Annotated in this window: 11 protein-coding genes; 2 read left to right on the top strand and 9 right to left on the bottom strand. The window is 59.1% G+C overall.

The window, feature by feature from the left end; all coding sequences use genetic code 11:
• Nucleotides 1–156 precede the first annotated feature (156 nt).
• The gene (locus tag AC0T4W_RS06255) at nucleotides 157–1,758 is read right to left on the bottom strand and encodes an ATP-binding protein (RefSeq protein ID WP_476317532.1); all 1,602 of its coding nucleotides are present in this window, start codon (nucleotides 1,756–1,758) and stop codon (nucleotides 157–159) included.
• A 10-nt stretch (nucleotides 1,759–1,768) separates the two neighbouring features.
• The gene (locus AC0T4W_RS06250) at nucleotides 1,769–2,491 is read right to left on the bottom strand and encodes a response regulator (protein ID WP_476317529.1); all 723 of its coding nucleotides are present in this window, start codon (nucleotides 2,489–2,491) and stop codon (nucleotides 1,769–1,771) included.
• 715 nt (nucleotides 2,492–3,206) lie between these two features.
• On the opposite strand from AC0T4W_RS06250, the gene AC0T4W_RS06245 reads away from it, so the two are divergent.
• Entirely contained in the window at nucleotides 3,207–6,116 is a 2,910-nt protein-coding gene (locus AC0T4W_RS06245) for a ribonucleoside-diphosphate reductase subunit alpha (protein WP_476317526.1), read from the top strand.
• Between the two features lie 474 nt (nucleotides 6,117–6,590).
• Nucleotides 6,591–7,841 carry a ribonucleotide-diphosphate reductase subunit beta gene (locus tag AC0T4W_RS06240; protein ID WP_476317523.1) on the top strand — a complete coding sequence of 417 codons (1,251 nt, stop codon included), beginning with the start codon at nucleotides 6,591–6,593 and terminating at the stop codon, nucleotides 7,839–7,841.
• Between the two features lie 146 nt (nucleotides 7,842–7,987).
• Here AC0T4W_RS06240 and AC0T4W_RS06235 read toward each other — a convergent pair whose 3' ends face one another.
• The 7 genes from AC0T4W_RS06235 to galU form a co-directional block, all read right to left on the bottom strand.
• The gene (locus AC0T4W_RS06235) at nucleotides 7,988–8,311 is read right to left on the bottom strand and encodes a ComEA family DNA-binding protein (RefSeq protein WP_476317520.1); all 324 of its coding nucleotides are present in this window, start codon (nucleotides 8,309–8,311) and stop codon (nucleotides 7,988–7,990) included.
• 160 nt (nucleotides 8,312–8,471) lie between these two features.
• Complete coding sequence (locus AC0T4W_RS06230; RefSeq protein ID WP_476317517.1) at nucleotides 8,472–10,469, bottom strand: polysaccharide biosynthesis protein; 1,998 nt, start codon at nucleotides 10,467–10,469, stop codon at nucleotides 8,472–8,474.
• A 238-nt stretch (nucleotides 10,470–10,707) separates the two neighbouring features.
• Nucleotides 10,708–11,739 carry an MraY family glycosyltransferase gene (locus AC0T4W_RS06225; RefSeq protein ID WP_476317514.1) on the bottom strand — a complete coding sequence of 344 codons (1,032 nt, stop codon included), beginning with the start codon at nucleotides 11,737–11,739 and terminating at the stop codon, nucleotides 10,708–10,710.
• Entirely contained in the window at nucleotides 11,736–12,704 is a 969-nt protein-coding gene (locus AC0T4W_RS06220; RefSeq protein ID WP_476317511.1) for an NAD-dependent epimerase/dehydratase family protein, read from the bottom strand. The genes AC0T4W_RS06225 and AC0T4W_RS06220 overlap by 4 nt, the downstream gene beginning before the upstream one ends.
• Nucleotides 12,705–12,776: 72 nt before the next feature.
• Nucleotides 12,777–14,117, bottom strand: a complete 1,341-nt coding sequence (locus AC0T4W_RS06215; protein ID WP_476317508.1) for an O-antigen ligase family protein — start codon at nucleotides 14,115–14,117, stop codon at nucleotides 12,777–12,779.
• Nucleotides 14,118–14,415: 298 nt separating this feature from the next.
• Nucleotides 14,416–15,804 (bottom strand): undecaprenyl-phosphate glucose phosphotransferase, encoded by a 1,389-nt coding sequence (locus tag AC0T4W_RS06210; protein ID WP_476317505.1) that lies wholly within the window; start codon nucleotides 15,802–15,804, stop codon nucleotides 14,416–14,418.
• A gap of 241 nt (nucleotides 15,805–16,045) precedes the next feature.
• Nucleotides 16,046–16,879, bottom strand: coding sequence for a UTP--glucose-1-phosphate uridylyltransferase GalU (gene galU, locus AC0T4W_RS06205; RefSeq protein ID WP_476317502.1), 834 nt, complete (start codon nucleotides 16,877–16,879; stop codon nucleotides 16,046–16,048).
• Between the last annotated feature and the right edge of the window lie 28 nt (nucleotides 16,880–16,907).

Here is a 16,907-nt window from a genome sequence, read left to right as displayed (position 1 = left end):
GCAATTGATGGGTTGTATCTAGGCGTACCACGAGGGTAATAGCGGTTGCACGCCAACAGCAAAAGCTTCGCGGGCAAGCCCGCTCCTACGCGGCTCGCCGCTGTACCTGTAGGAGCGGGCCATGCCCGCGATAGAGATGGCCGGAACGCCGCCTGCTTAGCCCTGCTTACGCGGCCAGATCAGGGTAAAACACGCCCCGCCGAGGTTTTCACTGCGACTGATCTGCGCGCGGCCACCGTGCCAGTAGGTGATGCGCCGCACGATGGACAAACCCAGGCCATGGCCGCCCGAGGCGCGGGTGCGGCTGTCATCCAGGCGCAGGAACGGCGTGAATATCCGCTCCCAGGCCTCTTCCGGCACGCCAGGGCCATCGTCTTCAACATCCACACGGCAACGTTGCTGGCCTACCTGATAGCTCACCCGCACCCGTGATTCGGCATGACGCATGGCATTGCTCACCAGGTTCTGCAGCGCGCGGTGCAAGTAGCGCAGCTCGGCCTCGACACAGGCGCCGCCGCCATCCAACGCATCACGTGAGGGGCCGTGTTCGACCCGCACGCTGGCGCGCAGCGGAGCCAGCTCGGTGATCACCTGATCGATCAACTCATTCAGGTCGACCTGCTGGAAGTTCAGCGCCGGCGCGCCCTGCTCCAGGCGCGCGTAGGTGAGCATTTCATCGACCAGCTTGTCGAGGTCCTGGATATCGCTGTCCATGCCTTCCATATATTTGCGCCGCGCCGCAGCGCTTTGCGCGTCGCCGATCATTTCCAGGCCAAAGCGCAGGCGCGCCACCGGTGTGCGCAGCTCATGGGACACCGCACGCACCATCTCGCGCTGAATGCTCAGGGAGCGCTGCAAATGCTCGGCCATGGCGTTAAAAGCCGCCGCCAAGCGCCCCACCGAATCCGTTCCACGGGTCGGCACGCGGGCATCCAGGCGGCCGCTGGCAATGTTCGTGGCAGCACCTTCCAGATCACTCAAACGCTGCTCCAACGGCCGTACCAGCAGGTAAACCATCAGCCCAATCAAGCTCAGTCCCAGTGCGCCGATCAGCACCAGCAGCTGCGGCGGATAGGGGTTCATTTGGTACAGCGGGCCGATCTCCAGCACCCAGTCGGTATCGACGATGCCGGAGAACACATGGACGCTGTCACCGCCACGGCCCAGGGCCATCACTGTGTCGCCTTCGTCCACGCGGCGGCGCTGATCGGGGTCGAGGTCGGCTTGATCAAGACGCACCAGGCGCAGGTCAAAGCCGAACTGTTTGTCCTTTTTTAGCGCCGCGAGTCGGCGCGGTTGTTCATCCCAGGGATAGCGCACCAGCTCATCGATCAGCAGAAAGCTGGTGGCACGGGCCAGTTGCTCGCTAACCTGCTGCACATCGGCGACCAGCAGCAGCGGCTGCTCGTTCAACTGACTGAAGATGCGCGCTGCGTGCGGACCGGTCTGCTGCACCAATACCTGGCCGCGACGCAGACTATTACGCGCACCACTGTCCAGCTCGGCACTGCCCAGGGCCTCGACGCGCAGCGGAATGCCGAGCAAGCGCCCCCACACCGTCACGGCGCGGCGCCGCTCGACGTCCAGCATCGGCGAGAGGTTATCGGTCATGAGGCGGAAAGTGCCCTGGGCCAGGCGCTCACGGTATTGATCCACGCGCACTTCATTAAGCAACTGCAGCGCGCCGACACCGAGCAGCGCCACCAGCACCAGCACGGCAAGCATGCCGCCATAGATGCGCAGGAAGATCGAGTTCATGGCAGTAAATTCATGGCAGCGCTTCGGCCGCCTCGGCAACAAATAAATACCCCTTGCTGCGCACGGTCTTAATTAGCCGTGGGTGCATCGGGTCATCGCCGATTTTCGGGCGGATGCGCGAAATGCGCACGTCGATAGAGCGGTCCTGGCCGTCGTACTCAATGCCGCGCAGAGCATTGAAGATTTCCTCGCGCGAGAGAATTCGCCCAGCATTCGATGTCAGCAGCCACAGCAGATCGAACTCGGCACTGGTCAGCTCAATGCCCTGCTCGCCCAGCCAGGCTTCACGCATGGCGCTGTCGATTACCAGCGGACCGAATTGCAGACGCCGACGCTCGCTTGGTGCCTGCGCCTCACTGCCCTCATGACGGCGCAGCAGTGCGCGGATGCGCGCCAGCAGCACGCGCGGGCGTACCGGCTTACACACATAGTCATCCGCACCCATCTCCAGGCCCAGCACCTGGTCCATGTCGTCGGTGCGCGCAGTAAGCATCAGAATCGGCCCTTCGTATTGCCCGCGTACCTTGCGGCAGATTGACAGGCCGTCTTCGCCGGGCAGCATCAGATCAAGAATCACCAGATCGGGCTGCTCCTGCAGAATCCGCGCGGCGGCCTGCGCGCCATCCATCTCGATGGACACGTTAAGGCCATTGCCCTGCAGGTACTCACGGGTCAATTCGGCCAAGCGCTGGTCGTCTTCGACAATAAGAATGTGCCACGACTGCTGCTCCACAACGGACTCCAGACAACACGGAAACGGCCGGCATTGTATCAATGCACCAGGCACTGCATAGCGCATGCCACATTTCTGTAAAAACACTAGATGTAGTATCGAGCTGAGAGTTAGGCCACGCCTGGGTAAACCTCGGGCAAAGCCTGATCAACACCGACGAACGGTACATCCCAGCAAGCATGCGGGCTTGCCGCCAATCGTGCGGTTTAACCCACAATTCACCCACAACTTATCCACAGGTTGTTCTTGCTCTATCGCCTTGCAATACCCCAGATAGCGCATTATCTTGTATGCCAATCGCGCTACACCCACCACATGTTGGGTTTAGCTTGGCAACCGGACACAAGAAAAATGACTCGCACACGGCCTGATCCCAGCCCGTCACCGGTCGCCTGAAAGACCTTTGCAGTACGCCTGTTCTACCGCAACAGGCCGCTCTTCAGTGCAGTGCTTAGCGCGCCTGAAAATGAATAAAGCGCCAACCGCACACGCGGTTGCACCACTAGATGTAGTAGTTAAGGCGCAAAAAACGCCTTGACGTGTGACTCTTGAGCCAGGAAGGCGCTTTAGTCGTTTCTTCCCCGCCCAATTTGCAAGTCCCGTGTGCCCGGCCTCTGGCTGCGCCCATGGCATTGTTGAAATGGAATGAATGGCAGTAGCCGCAGCGGTCGACGGCAAAGCGTCTGACTAATAAATACAGAACATGGAGACTTTCATGCACACCGACACCTCCCGCGAGAACCCGCAGGCTAATACGTCGCAGGCCACCGATGACAACCAGAGCCTGAGCGCCACCGCGCCGGGTCAACTGCGCGTGATCAAGCGTAACGGCACCGTGGTGCCCTACACCGATGACAAGATCACCGTTGCCATCACCAAGGCTTTTCTCGCAGTTGAAGGCGGTACCGCAGCCGCCTCGTCGCGTATCCATGAAACCGTCGAGCGTCTGACCGAGCAGGTCAGCGCCACCTTCAAGCGCCGCATGCCGTCCGGCGGCACCATTCATATCGAAGAAATCCAGGACCAGGTCGAACTCGCCCTGATGCGTTCCGGCGAGCAGAAAGTTGCCCGCGACTACGTGATCTACCGCGAATCGCGCAGCCAGGCGCGCAAAAGCGGCGCCGCCACTGACATCGCCGAGCCGCACCCAAGCATCCGCGTCACCCACCTCGACGGCACGGTTGCGCCGCTGGACATGGGCCGTCTCAACACCATCGTCACCGAAGCATGCGAAGGCCTGGCGGAAGTCGACGGCGCGTTGATCCAGAAAGAAACCCTGAAGAACCTCTACGACGGCGTCGCGCAGAGCGATGTCAGCACCGCCCTGGTGATGACCGCGCGCACCCTGGTTGAGCGTGAGCCCAACTACAGCTACGTCACCGCGCGCCTGTTGATGGATAACATCCGCGCCGAAGGCCTGGGCTTCCTCGGTGTCGCCACCAGCGCCACCCACCACGAAATGAGCGAGCTGTACGCCAAGGCCCTACCGGCTTACATCGCCAAAGGCGTTGAGTTCGAATTGCTCAACCCCGTGCTGCTCGACTTCGACCTGGAAAAACTCGGTAAGGCGATCAACCACGAGCGCGACCAGCAGTTCACCTACCTGGGCCTGCAGACCCTCTACGACCGCTATTTCATCCATAAAGACGGCACCCGCTTCGAACTGCCGCAAGTATTCTTTATGCGCGTGGCCATGGGCCTGGCGATTGAAGAAAAGCAGCGCGAAGAACGCGCCATTGAGTTCTACAACCTGTTGTCGTCCTTCGACTACATGGCCTCGACGCCGACCCTGTTCAACGCCGGCACTCTGCGCGCGCAGCTGAGCTCGTGCTACCTGACCACCGTGCCGGACGATCTGGGCGGCATCTACGACGCCATCCGCGACAACGCTCTGCTCTCCAAGTTTGCTGGCGGCCTGGGTAACGACTGGACGCCGGTTCGCTCGCTAGGCGCCTACATCAAAGGCACCAACGGCAAGAGCCAGGGCGTTGTGCCCTTCCTCAAAGTGGTCAACGACACCGCAGTAGCAGTCAACCAGGGCGGCAAGCGCAAGGGCGCGGTCTGCGCTTACCTGGAAACCTGGCACATGGACATCGAAGAGTTCATCGAGCTGCGTAAAAATACCGGGGACGACCGTCGCCGCACCCACGACATGAACACCGCCAACTGGATTCCAGACCTGTTCATGAAGCGCGTCTTCGACGATGGCCAGTGGACCCTGTTCTCGCCAAGCGAAGTACCGGACCTGCACGACCTCACCGGTAAAGCCTTCGAAGAGCGCTACGAGTACTACGAAGCCCTGACCCAGTACGGCGGCAAGATCAAGCTGTTCAAGACCATCCAGGCCAAAGACCTGTGGCGCAAGATGCTCAGCATGCTGTTTGAAACCGGCCACCCATGGCTGACCTTCAAAGACCCATGCAACCTGCGCAGCCCGCAGCAGCATGTGGGCGTGGTACACAGCTCGAACCTGTGCACCGAGATCACCCTGAACACCAACGCCGACGAAATCGCCGTGTGCAACCTGGGCTCGGTGAACCTGCCGAACCACATAAAGGACGGCAAGCTGGACACCGCCAAGCTGCAGAAGACCATCAAGGTCGCCGTGCGCATGCTCGATAACGTTATCGACATCAACTACTACTCGGTGCCGCAAGCGCGTAACTCCAACTTCCGTCACCGCCCGGTCGGCCTTGGCATCATGGGCTTCCAGGACGCCCTGTACCTGCAGCACATCCCATACGGCTCCGACGCCGCCGTGGAATTTGCTGACAAGTCGATGGAAGCGGTCAGCTACTACGCCATCCAGGCCTCCTGTGACCTGGCCGATGAGCGCGGCAGCTACGAAACCTTCCAGGGTTCGCTGTGGAGCAAAGGCATTCTGCCGCTCGATTCGCAGCAGATCCTGATCGAGCAGCGCGGCCAGAAGTACATCGACGTCGACCTGACCGAGTCCCTGGACTGGGCTCCAGTGCGTGCCCGCGTGCAGAAAGGTATTCGTAACTCGAACATCATGGCCATCGCGCCAACCGCCACCATCGCCAACATCACCGGCGTGTCGCAGTCGATCGAGCCGACTTACCAAAACCTCTACGTGAAATCGAACCTCTCAGGCGAATTCACCGTGATCAACCCCTACCTGGTTCGCGACCTCAAAGTGCGCGGCCTGTGGGACTCGGTGATGATCAACGACCTGAAGTACTACGACGGTTCCGTGCAGCAGATCGAGCGCATCCCGCAAGAGCTGAAAGACCTCTACGCCACCGCGTTTGAAGTCGACACCAAGTGGATCGTCGATGCCGCCAGCCGCCGCCAGAAGTGGATCGACCAGGCGCAGTCGCTGAACCTGTATATCGCCGGCGCATCGGGCAAGAAGCTCGACGTGACCTACCGCATGGCTTGGTACCGTGGCCTGAAAACCACCTACTACCTCCGTGCCCTGGCCGCGACCAGCACCGAGAAGTCCACCATCAACACCGGCAAGCTGAATGCCGTGTCCAGTGGCGGCAACGACGGCCTGAGCGCAGCCCCGGCCAAGGCCCCGGAAGTAGAAATGAGCGCAGGCCCAGCTCCAGTACCAAAGGCTTGCGCAATCGACGAGCCAGACTGCGAAGCATGTCAGTAAGCGCGCGTATCTGAGCGGCGCGCGCGTTGTTGCCTGGTAGGTCGGCCCCCATCACATACAGTCGTATGCTCAGGGGTTCCAACCCACCAGGCGCCTAGCGCTCACTCGCTCAGCTACACGCTCGAACGTCGAGCAAAGAGCAAACGCAACACCATGTAGGAGCCAGCTTGCTGGCGATGCTTTTACTGAACAGGCAGCACCTATAGAACGTGCTGCATAAACACAGTCAGTCCCCTCGCCCCTTCGGGGAGAGGGTTAGGGAGAGGGGCAACAGGCAACACGATTTTCCTCTCTCCGACCAATTACCACCCCCCGCCTTTGCCGGCGTGGGCCTCGGGGCAACGGCCAGTCACTAGAGCCACCCCGACCAGCGGTACCCGTTTTACCCTTGCGCGCTGTACGCAACGGAACACAATTAGACTGTATATCCACACAGGTCGGTTATTTCACCGGCCCGCAAGCAGGAGCCAAGCCATGCTGAGCTGGGATGAATTTGACAAGGAAGACGGCGCAGACACAGCCGTTGCCAGCAACACCACCGCACACGTCGCGGACATGAATATCGACAAACTCGACCAGGTCGGCGGTGCCGCTGCGGTTGAAGCCCGCGCCATCGCAGCCGACGACAGCGCCGCCGTGGCACGCGCCAAGGCCGCCCTCGACCAACTCGACATCGCCGAAGGCCTGGCCGAGCTGGAAGGCGCCTCCGCCCGCGTAGCGGTCGATGAAAAGCGCATGATCAACTGCCGCGCCGACCTCAACCAACTCGTACCCTTCAAGTACGACTGGGCCTGGCAGAAGTATCTGGATGGTTGCGCCAACCACTGGATGCCGCAGGAAGTGAACATGAACGCGGATATCGCGTTGTGGAAAACCCCGGACGGCCTGACCGACGACGAGCGCCGCATCGTCATGCGCAACCTCGGCTTCTTCTCCACCGCCGACAGCCTGGTCGCCAACAACCTGGTGCTGGCTGTATACCGCCTGATCACCAACCCCGAGTGCCGCCAGTACATCCTGCGCCAGGCGTTCGAAGAGGCGATCCACACCCACGCCTACCAGTACTGCATCGAATCGCTGGGCATGGACGAAGGCGCGATCTTCAACATGTACCACGAGATCCCATCGGTCGCTAAAAAGGCCGCCTGGGGCCTCAAATACACCCGTTCGATCTCCGACCCGACCTTCACCACCGGCACGGTCGAGACCGACAAAGAACTGCTGCGCAACCTGATCGCTTACTACTGCGTACTGGAAGGCATTTTCTTCTATTGCGGCTTCACCCAGATCCTCTCCATGGGCCGGCGCAACAAGATGACCGGCGTCGCCGAGCAGTTCCAGTACATCCTGCGTGACGAATCCATGCACCTGAACTTCGGCATCGACGTGATCAACCAGATCAAGATCGAAAACCCACACCTGTGGGACGCCGCGATGAAGGACGAAGCAACCCAGATGATCCTGGAAGGCACCCAACTCGAAATCGAATACGCCCGCGACACCATGCCGCGCGGCGTACTGGGCATGAACGCCGCGATGATGGAGGACTACCTCAAATTTATCGCCAACCGTCGCTTGACCCAGATTGGCTTGAAGGAAGAGTACCCAGGCACCTCTAACCCGTTCCCATGGATGAGCGAAATCATGGACTTGAAGAAGGAGAAAAACTTCTTCGAGACGCGGGTTATTGAGTATCAAACGGGCGGAGCGTTGAGCTGGGATTGATAAACGGAGCCTGTAAGACGCCCAAGGACAGGACCTCCCAGTCACCAGTCTAGTCAGCCAGTTGCGCTTACGCGCAACGCGCCATGCCTGGCGCACACAACAAAAAGGCCGGTTGATAACCGGCCTTAACTACACAACTGAACGCTTCAGTTAATACTCAACTTATCGCGATTCTTCTCCAGCGTCGCCTCACCAATACCTTTGACCTCCAGTAACTCATCCACTGAAGCAAAGTCGCCGTGCTCATCGCGATAAGCAACAATCGCCTGAGCCTTTACCTCACCAATCCCCAACAACTCACGTTGCAGGGTGGCGGCATCAGCTGTATTGAGATTGACCTTACCGACCGGAGCTACTTCAGTTGTTTCAACAGCAGGGGCCGGCGGGGTCTGCGCTTCAGCGGCGACAACCGCCAAGGACATGGAAGCAAGAACAGCGAACAACAGAGAAGACAATTTGACTTTCAGCATACGATAATCCCTTCGTTAGTTTTTCAGTGCGTGGGACTTCCTTCTCCACGCTCTGAAAACTAGCTGCTGCCATGCACTTGTCAAATAACTCAATGCATCACTGAAAGGGTCGGCACCAACCTGCAACTCATGCTCCGCTCAACAAGGCACCACGGATACCCTATGGCTCCAGGCGCCGCCTCATGTGTATCCAGTCAACAATCTCGCCTTCTGGCTTGTAACCGCTAACCGTCTCACGTAACAACTGCCGCACGCGCTCATAATCATCACGCTCAACAGCATCCAGCAACTCGCTCAAGCGAGCTTTGAACTGTTCCCATGGCAGGTGTTCCTCATTGGCACGCATGATCATCGGATGCTCAGTCGGGCTGACGTTATCGCCGATCAACAGTTCCTCGTACAATTTCTCACCGGGACGCAAGCCACTGAACTCAACGGCGATATCGCCATGTGGGTTCTTGCTCGATCGCACACTGAGACCGCTGAGGTGGATCATCTTCTCTGCCAACTCGACAATCTTTACCGGCTGGCCCATGTCCAGCACGAAGACATCACCACCTTGCCCCATGGCACCCGCCTGAATAACCAACTGCGCAGCTTCTGGGATGGTCATGAAGTAACGGGTGATATTCGGATGAGTGACGGTAATCGGCCCGCCCTTACGAATCTGCTCACGGAAAAGCGGAATAACCGAGCCAGACGACCCCAACACATTACCAAAACGCACCATGGTGAAACGGGTCTTGTTGACCCGATGCACAGTCTCGCCATCACGAAACAACACCGGTGCTGACTCGCGGCTCAATGCCTGTAGTACCATTTCGGCCAAGCGCTTGGTACTGCCCATAACATTGGTGGGGCGCACAGCCTTGTCGGTGGAAATCAACACAAAATGCTCGACGCCAGCCTTTACTGCCGCCTGGGCAGTAAAGGTTGAACCCAACAGATTATTCAGCACACCCTCGGCAATATTGTGCTCAACCATAGGCACATGCTTGTAAGCCGCTGCGTGATAGACCGTGTTTACCTTCCAGGTTCGCATAACATCGAAAAGGCGTCCGGCGTTGCGAATCGAGCCCAGGATTGGCACCAGCCGCACCGGCAATGACTCACGCCGGATTAACCGGTCAAGCTCACTATGAATACTGTAAAGATTGAATTCGCTGTGTTCGAACAACAACAAGGTCGTCGGTCCACTTGCGAATATTTGCCGACACAACTCCGAACCTATGGAGCCACCGGCTCCCGTCACCATTACCACCTGCCCACGAATACAGCGCTCAAATAGAGCCTGCTGCGCCGGTACCGCATCGCGCCCAAGTAGGTCGGCAATGTCCACTTCCTGCAGATCGTCGACTTTGACCCGGCCACTTGCCAGGTCCATAAAATCCGGCACGCTGCGTACATGCAGTGGGAAGCCCTCAAGCAATTCGAGGATTTCCCGCCGCCGCGAACGGGAAAGCGAGGGAACCGCCAGGAGGATTTCCTGGGCTCCGGTGTCATCGATCATCCGCTGGATATGAGCCGGCCGGTAAACCTGTAACCCGGCAATGATCTGCGTTGAAATGCTCTTATCGTCGTCGACAAAAGCCACCGACTGCACCGAACGCCCTGCACGCAAAGCCGACACCAGCTGGTTGCCCGCCGCCCCCGCCCCGTAGATCGCCACCCTGGGCAGCGAATCATGCCGCCTGGCATTACCGAAAGACAGCTGGCGCGCGGCCACATACCAGTCGCCCATAAAGTATTGGCGCATAAACAGGCGTAGGCCGCCCACCAGCAACAGGCTGAACCACCAGTAGTTGAATACCAGGGAGCGGGGCACCAGGGCACCGCGATACCAGTACACCGTCAGGGCCATAAGCAGCGCGGCAAGCGTCACCGCCTTGAAAATCGCCACCAGAGCGTCATTGCCGAAATAGCGCATCACCGCGCGGTACATACCCAGGCGAATAAACAACGGGATGGCGATAACCGGCGCGGCGACAAACAGCCAGGCATGGTCGCCAAATGGATCAATACGCTTGTCAAAACCCAGCCGCACGACAAATGCCAGCCACAGCGCCGACCAGACCAGCACAACGTCCACGGCCACTTGCAGCAAACGTTTGTAACGGCGTGGCAGCCTCAACAATGCTGTACGCAGCTTATCCGTCATCCTTTTCCACCATCACTCACCGGAGCAACCGCAGCGCACCGAACGATGGCCGTGCACAGCTTAGCGCAACGCGGTTTGGCTTAGCCAAGGCAATCGTCTCAGTCAACTATTGCCGACGGGCGCAGCCGGTGCAGGAGTGAGCTTTGACAGCTGTTATCGCGGCTAAAACCCCTCCCACGGGTGGTGCTTAGTCAGATCGTGGCCAATCACTTGGCACCCCACCGCTCCTACGAACTTCTCAGGAAGTACTTGCGTCTACATTCAATTCGGCGACGCCGGCACGCAGCTTCCAGGCAAGCACCAACAACGGGGCATAGGCAATCAGCAAGCCCGCCAGGCCGTCCAGGCCGCATACCACTACCCACAAAGCAATCGGCAATAGCCAGCACAGATTCAACAGCGCCACCCCCAGTGTGACCGGCAAGTGCCTGCCACAGCGCCGGGCCGCGTGCTGATAGGCATGGCTGCGATGCGCTTCATGCACCCGCTCGCCGCCGAGCAGGCGGCGCGCCAGCGTCAGAGTAGCGTCGACTACAAAGACACCCAGCAAAATCAGCCAGGCCCAGAGCAGGTCGAACGAGACCCAGGCCGCCTGCAACAGCATCACGCCCAGAGCCATGCCGAGGAAACCACTCCCCGCATCGCCCATGAAAATCCCCGCCGGCGGGAAGTTCCAGTAACAGAACCCGAGTACGGCACACGCCAGCGCCAAGGGCACCCACAGCAGTTCGGAATGCCCGCTCACCGCGTACAGCAACGCGCCCCCCAGACAAACGGCGAGCGCCTCCACGCTGGCGATACCATCGATACCGTCCATAAAGTTATACAGGTTCAACAGCCAGACCAGGCCCAAAGCAGCCAGACCATGCCCTAACCAACCCAACTCCAGCGAAGCCCCCATTACCAAGAGGGGCGGCATCCCGCCCAGCCAGTACAGAGCCCAGGCAGCCGCAACGAAGTGCCCCAGCAGACGCCAGCGGGCCGCAATATGGCCATGATCGTCGAGTAACCCTAGGAGGGCGACCCCGCCACCTGAGCCCAGCAAGGCCCACATCAGCGCATCGTCCAGGACGCCGCAGTAGGCCAGCCAAGGCAAAGCCAACAGAAAAGCCAACACCAGCGCCACCCCGCCACCGCGTGGGGTAGGCACCGAATGGGAGCTGCGTCCGTTGGGAATATCCAGCAGGCTACGCGCTAGGGCATAGCGCCGCATACGCCCGGTGAGGAACCAGGACAGCAGCACGATCACCAGTAATAAACCGGGCATCATTGCTCAGGCCGCGCGAGAAAGTCTTCAGCTGTTTTTCTCAAGGCCTCAGCCACTGCATACTCGGGTTGCCAGCCCAGCAGCGTCTTGGTCTTGCCAATATCAACACGTAGTTCGCCGCACAGACGCTGGGCCACCGAACCCTGACCCGCCAGCTGCAAGCCACTGCGCAACCAGCTACGCGGAATCGGCAGTAACCGGGCGGGACGCTGCAGCGAAAGGGCCAGATGCCTCGCCAGTTCGGCAACTGACCAATCATCACCATCACTGACCATAAAGGTCTGGTTCGCCGCCGCCGGATGTGTGAGGCAGGCCAGTACAAGTTCCAGTAGATTATCCAGCGAGACAAGGCTACGTCGGTTATCGAGTGCCCCCAAGGGCAGCGGCAGGCCGCGAGCCAGGCTACCCATAAGACGCTGGAAGTTGGCCCGAACCCCAGGGCCATAAACCAGTGGTGGCCTGATGATCACCCACTGCATTCCTGTGCGCTCACACAAAGCTTGCAAGGCCTGCTCGCCCTCCCACTTGGAGAACCCGTAGGCATCGCACGGACATGGCTGATCGGCTGCGCCGAAGGCGTGCCCCGGCGGCGTTTCCTCGCCATTGACCTTGATCGAACTGATCAACACGAAACGTTTCACCCCGGCCTCGGCAGCCGCCGTAGCCAAGCGCAGCATGCCCGCGACATTGACCGCGCGAAAAGCGGCCAGCGGATCCGTGACCGTTTCATCCAGCACATGCACCCGCGCCGCCGCATGCACCAGTACATCGATGCCTTGCAACGACTCGGGACTCACGGCCGCTACAGCCAGATCACCCAGCACGCGCCGCTCACAGGGTAGTTCGCCCTCGGCCAGCGCACTCGCCTGGCGCAACCCCGCAACTGCGGCCACACCGCTCAAGGTCAGCAAACGCTGCAGCAGCGCACGCCCGATAAAGCCATTGCCCCCGCTGACCAGCACCCGCATCAAGCGGCACCTGATGGTTCGACTACAACCGGGGCCATTGCCTGCATGCTCCGCTCCGCAGATAGGTTTCAATTAGCGTGAAAGTCGCGTAGCGACGCCTTCCCTATGCCCCTCCGGAGGCGAGACTCCCGCTCCGGCCTGCTGGGCTTCGCTACGCTCAGCAACAACCCACCTGGCCGCAGCGTGCTCGTCGGCCTTAACGGGCTGCACTCCCAGCAGAATGCCTACCGGGAACCAGAACAACACCCAGTAAGGGCTCGGCCGATGGAAGATGGCATAGACATCCGACACCATGGCCACCATGGCATACACCAGCAGCGCTATGCCCAGGCGCGCCAAGGGCTGAGCCCGGCATTGCCAGCCCTTCCATAGCAGGCTCAACAGCAGCAGTACGAACAAAACAATACCGACGATGCCGTATTCGTACCAGAGCTGCAGGTACAGGCTATGGGCGTGGAACACTCGGAAACTGCCCCAAGGAAACGCGAAGACAAAATCCGCCCCTGCCCCGGAACCCATTAGCCAGAACCCAGGAAGACGATCTAGCCAGCTCTCCCAGATGAAGCCTCGGTGGCTGAGCCCCACTTCTCGCTCACTCTGAATCTCAGACCAGAATAGGTAAACAACGCACAGCATCAACAAGCAGCCCACGCCGATCAGACTACGCGAACGGACGTTGGGAAATAACAGCAACAGTACAAAACCTCCCGCCGCCGTGGAAAACCAGGCCCCTCGGGAGAAGGTGAGCAACACATAGACCAACAGCCCGAGCACGCCCAACGCCAACAGACCCGCGTGCCAGACACGCTGTTTTAATCCGACGAAAAGAAAAGTCAAGAGCACCGCGAACACGCCATAGTACAGACCCGCAACAACCGGATGCTTGAGGTCTGCCAGGCCATGCCAGCCCAGCTCGCTTAAGCGACCGGAAAAACGGAGCTTGCTGTACTCAAGCGGTTTGTCGAGCACGCCAAATTGGTAGTAAAGCGTCAACCAGGCAAAGAGCGCCGCCAATGCCACCACGGCAACCAGCAAGCCGTTAAAGGCTTTCTGGTTGCGTACCAAGCTGGCCACGGCAAAGATGTAAAGCAGAATCAGGGCAGATATTTTCAGCCAATAGACAGGCGCCTTACCGGAGCCTGAATTGAACAAGCTGCTCAATACAACCCAAGCCAACAAACATAACAGGATAAGGCCGGGAGTCTGAAGCCAAGTACTTAGTGAAAATCGCCGCCACAACAGCAGCAGCAGTGCCGGCACAAACAACAACAAATACATCTGCGTCGCGTAGCGGCTACCGTCGTTATTGAACAGCAGCCCGGTCAACTGTACAAACAGGCCCAATGTCAGAACCCATAACCAGGCCGTGGGTAACACCGCTCCGGGTGCCGTCAATCGCTGAATAAAACGCACAAATCTTCCCTCCAATTTTCTGAGACCAAATAGCCCTAGCTCAACGGGGCTTTCAATAGACCATGCTCCAGTTAACGGCTATACGACGCATAAAACGCGGTAATACGTAGGGAGGGTTAGGCCGCGCCCGCTCCCGGCGGGCTTGCGGTATTCACCGCATCCATGGGGGTTGCGCGAACCGGAATCAGGAGAGACCCATCGATTCTCAATGCGCCGCAACAGCAACCTCAGCCCCTCGCGTGCAGGGGAGTGGAGCAAATCACGCCAGGCAACACAACACATGATTGGTGCATAGCCTTTAATAGGCATTCTTGTTGATAAAGCCCTTGAACACCGTCAGGAATACAATCTTCAAATCCAGCCAAAGCGACCAGTTGTCGATATACCAGAGGTCATACTCGACGCGCTTCTGCATCTTCTCCAGGGTATCGGTCTCGCCACGATAACCGCTGACCTGCGCCCAGCCGGTGATACCCGGCTTGACCTTGTGCCGCTGCATGTAGGACTCGACCAGATCCTTGTAATACTCGTTATGTGCCAGGGCGTGGGGGCGCGGGCCAACGATGGACATACGCCCCTGCAGAACATTGAAGAACTGCGGGAGCTCATCCAGGCTGGTACGACGCAAAAAGGCCCCCAGGGGCGTGATGCGCGCATCGCTGCGGGTGGCCTGGGTCACCTCCCCCGATTCCTCCTGATGCATCACCATTGAGCGGAACTTGTACACCTTGAAGCACTTACCGTTGATACCCGTGCGGTACTGCTTGAACAAAATCGGCCCGTGCGAGGTGAGCTTGATTGCAATACCGATGGCTAGGCACACCGGCACTATCATCAGGCTGATCAGCGCGCCCAGCAGTAGATCCTCCAGGCGTTTGATCACCCGTGCCGGACCATCCATCGGGCTGCAGCTCAAATCCAGGGAATAGAGCCCGGCGATATGGCTGACCTTGTGATTGAGCAGGGGGATATCGCCCCACTCGGGAATAAAGCGCACCTCGACCGTATGGTGACGCAAGGCATAGAGAATCGAGCGCAACGCCCCGCCTTCGCTCAACGGCAAGCACAACCATACCTCGTGCACGGCATGTTTATTAACAGCATGGACCAGGTCATCCAGCCATTGCGGGCCGCCTTGGGCAAAGGCCAGGGTATGAGCAATGGTAAAGCCCGACTCGCCCAGCGCACGGCCATTACTCAGGCGCTGCGCCGTCTCACCGCCCGCCCCTACCAGCAATACCGACTTGAGGTTACGGCCACCGGCGCGGAGCTGGCGCAGCAGAAGATAAACCCCAAAACGCATCAGCAGGCTAAACGAGAACCCAATAAGCAATAAGGTGAAAAACCAGAACCGCGAATAGTCCCCCGACACCTTGAGGAAAAATGACAGGGTCAGAAGTATGCCAGCCGCAACCAGCCAGCCGATCAGCAAACGACTGACCTGACGCAGAAACGGCTTGCCACGCTGTGAACCATAGGCTCCGCTCATTCCCAGGCTAAAAACCAGAACAATAGCGGTCAGCAAGGTTGCCGTGTCGTAGCGCCCGGTCATCTCAAAGGCATTAAAACGCCAGTAATGGGCCAGAAAACCGGCGGCAATCACCAGGGCCATATCCAGGAGCGCAACAAATAGCGGAACGGGATAGCGCTCAGCAAAAGTAGGCTGGTAACTCGGAATGGATTGCATATCCTTTACAAAACCCCAAACTGCTAGCTGATAAAGCGTCGAATATTAATGCCCAGCAGCGCAAAAGCCCATGAAAAACACCACCACGGCCCAACTCCCAGCCCCTGCATAGCATTGTGGGAGGGGCTTTAGCCGCGACAGGCTGCATTGCCTGGGTGCGCCCATCATGGGCAAGCCCGCCCCTACAAGAGTGCCCGTCGCCGCTAAAGCTTTTCTCACGGATCATGTAGCGTGCGGCTGCCTACTGCCCCTTCTTGTAAAACTGCTCAAAACAGTAATTAGTCGCCTCGACATAGCCTTCGGCACTGCCACAATCGAAACGCCGCCCCTTGAACTTGTAAGCCAGCACAGCGCCCTGCCGGGCTTGTTTCATCAAAGCGTCGGTAATCTGAATCTCGCCGCCCTTGCCGGGCTGTGTATCGGCAATCAGCGAGAAGATATCGGGGGTGAGGATATAGCGACCGATAATGGCCAGGTTGGAAGGGGCTTCCTCGGGTTTTGGCTTCTCGACCATATGACTGACGCGGTAGAGATCATCGCGGATCATCTCGCCGGCGATCACGCCATATTTGTGAGCCTCCTCGCGGGGTACTTCCTGAATCGCGACAATCGAACAGCGGAACTGGCGATACAGCTCGATCATTTGCAACAACACCGGGTCGCCCCCGGGGTTGACGCACAAATCATCGGCCAGCACCACGGCGAAGGGCTCATCACCTATCAGGTGCTGCCCGCACAGAATCGCGTGACCGAGGCCCTTCATTTCCACCTGGCGGGTATAGGAAAAGGTACAGGCATCGATCAGCAGCCGCGTGCTATCCAGATAACGCTCTTTATCCGTGCCCTGGATCTGATGCTCCAGCTCGTAGCTGATATCAAAGTGATCCTCCAGCGCACGCTTGCCGCGCCCGGTGATCACCGCCATATGCTGCAGACCGGCCGCGTGTGCCTCCTCGACGCCATACTGGATCAGCGGCTTGTTTACGATGGGCAGCATCTCCTTGGGCATGGCCTTGGTAGCCGGGAGAAAACGCGTGCCATAACCAGCTGCGGGGAACAGGCATTTACGAATCATGTGAAACCCTTGAACCTTAAAGACGAAA

It is taken from the genome of Pseudomonas sp. C7.1 (genome assembly GCF_056312395.1).
Note: the sequence above shows the minus strand (reverse complement) of the source record. Positions and strands in the feature narration are given on the sequence as shown.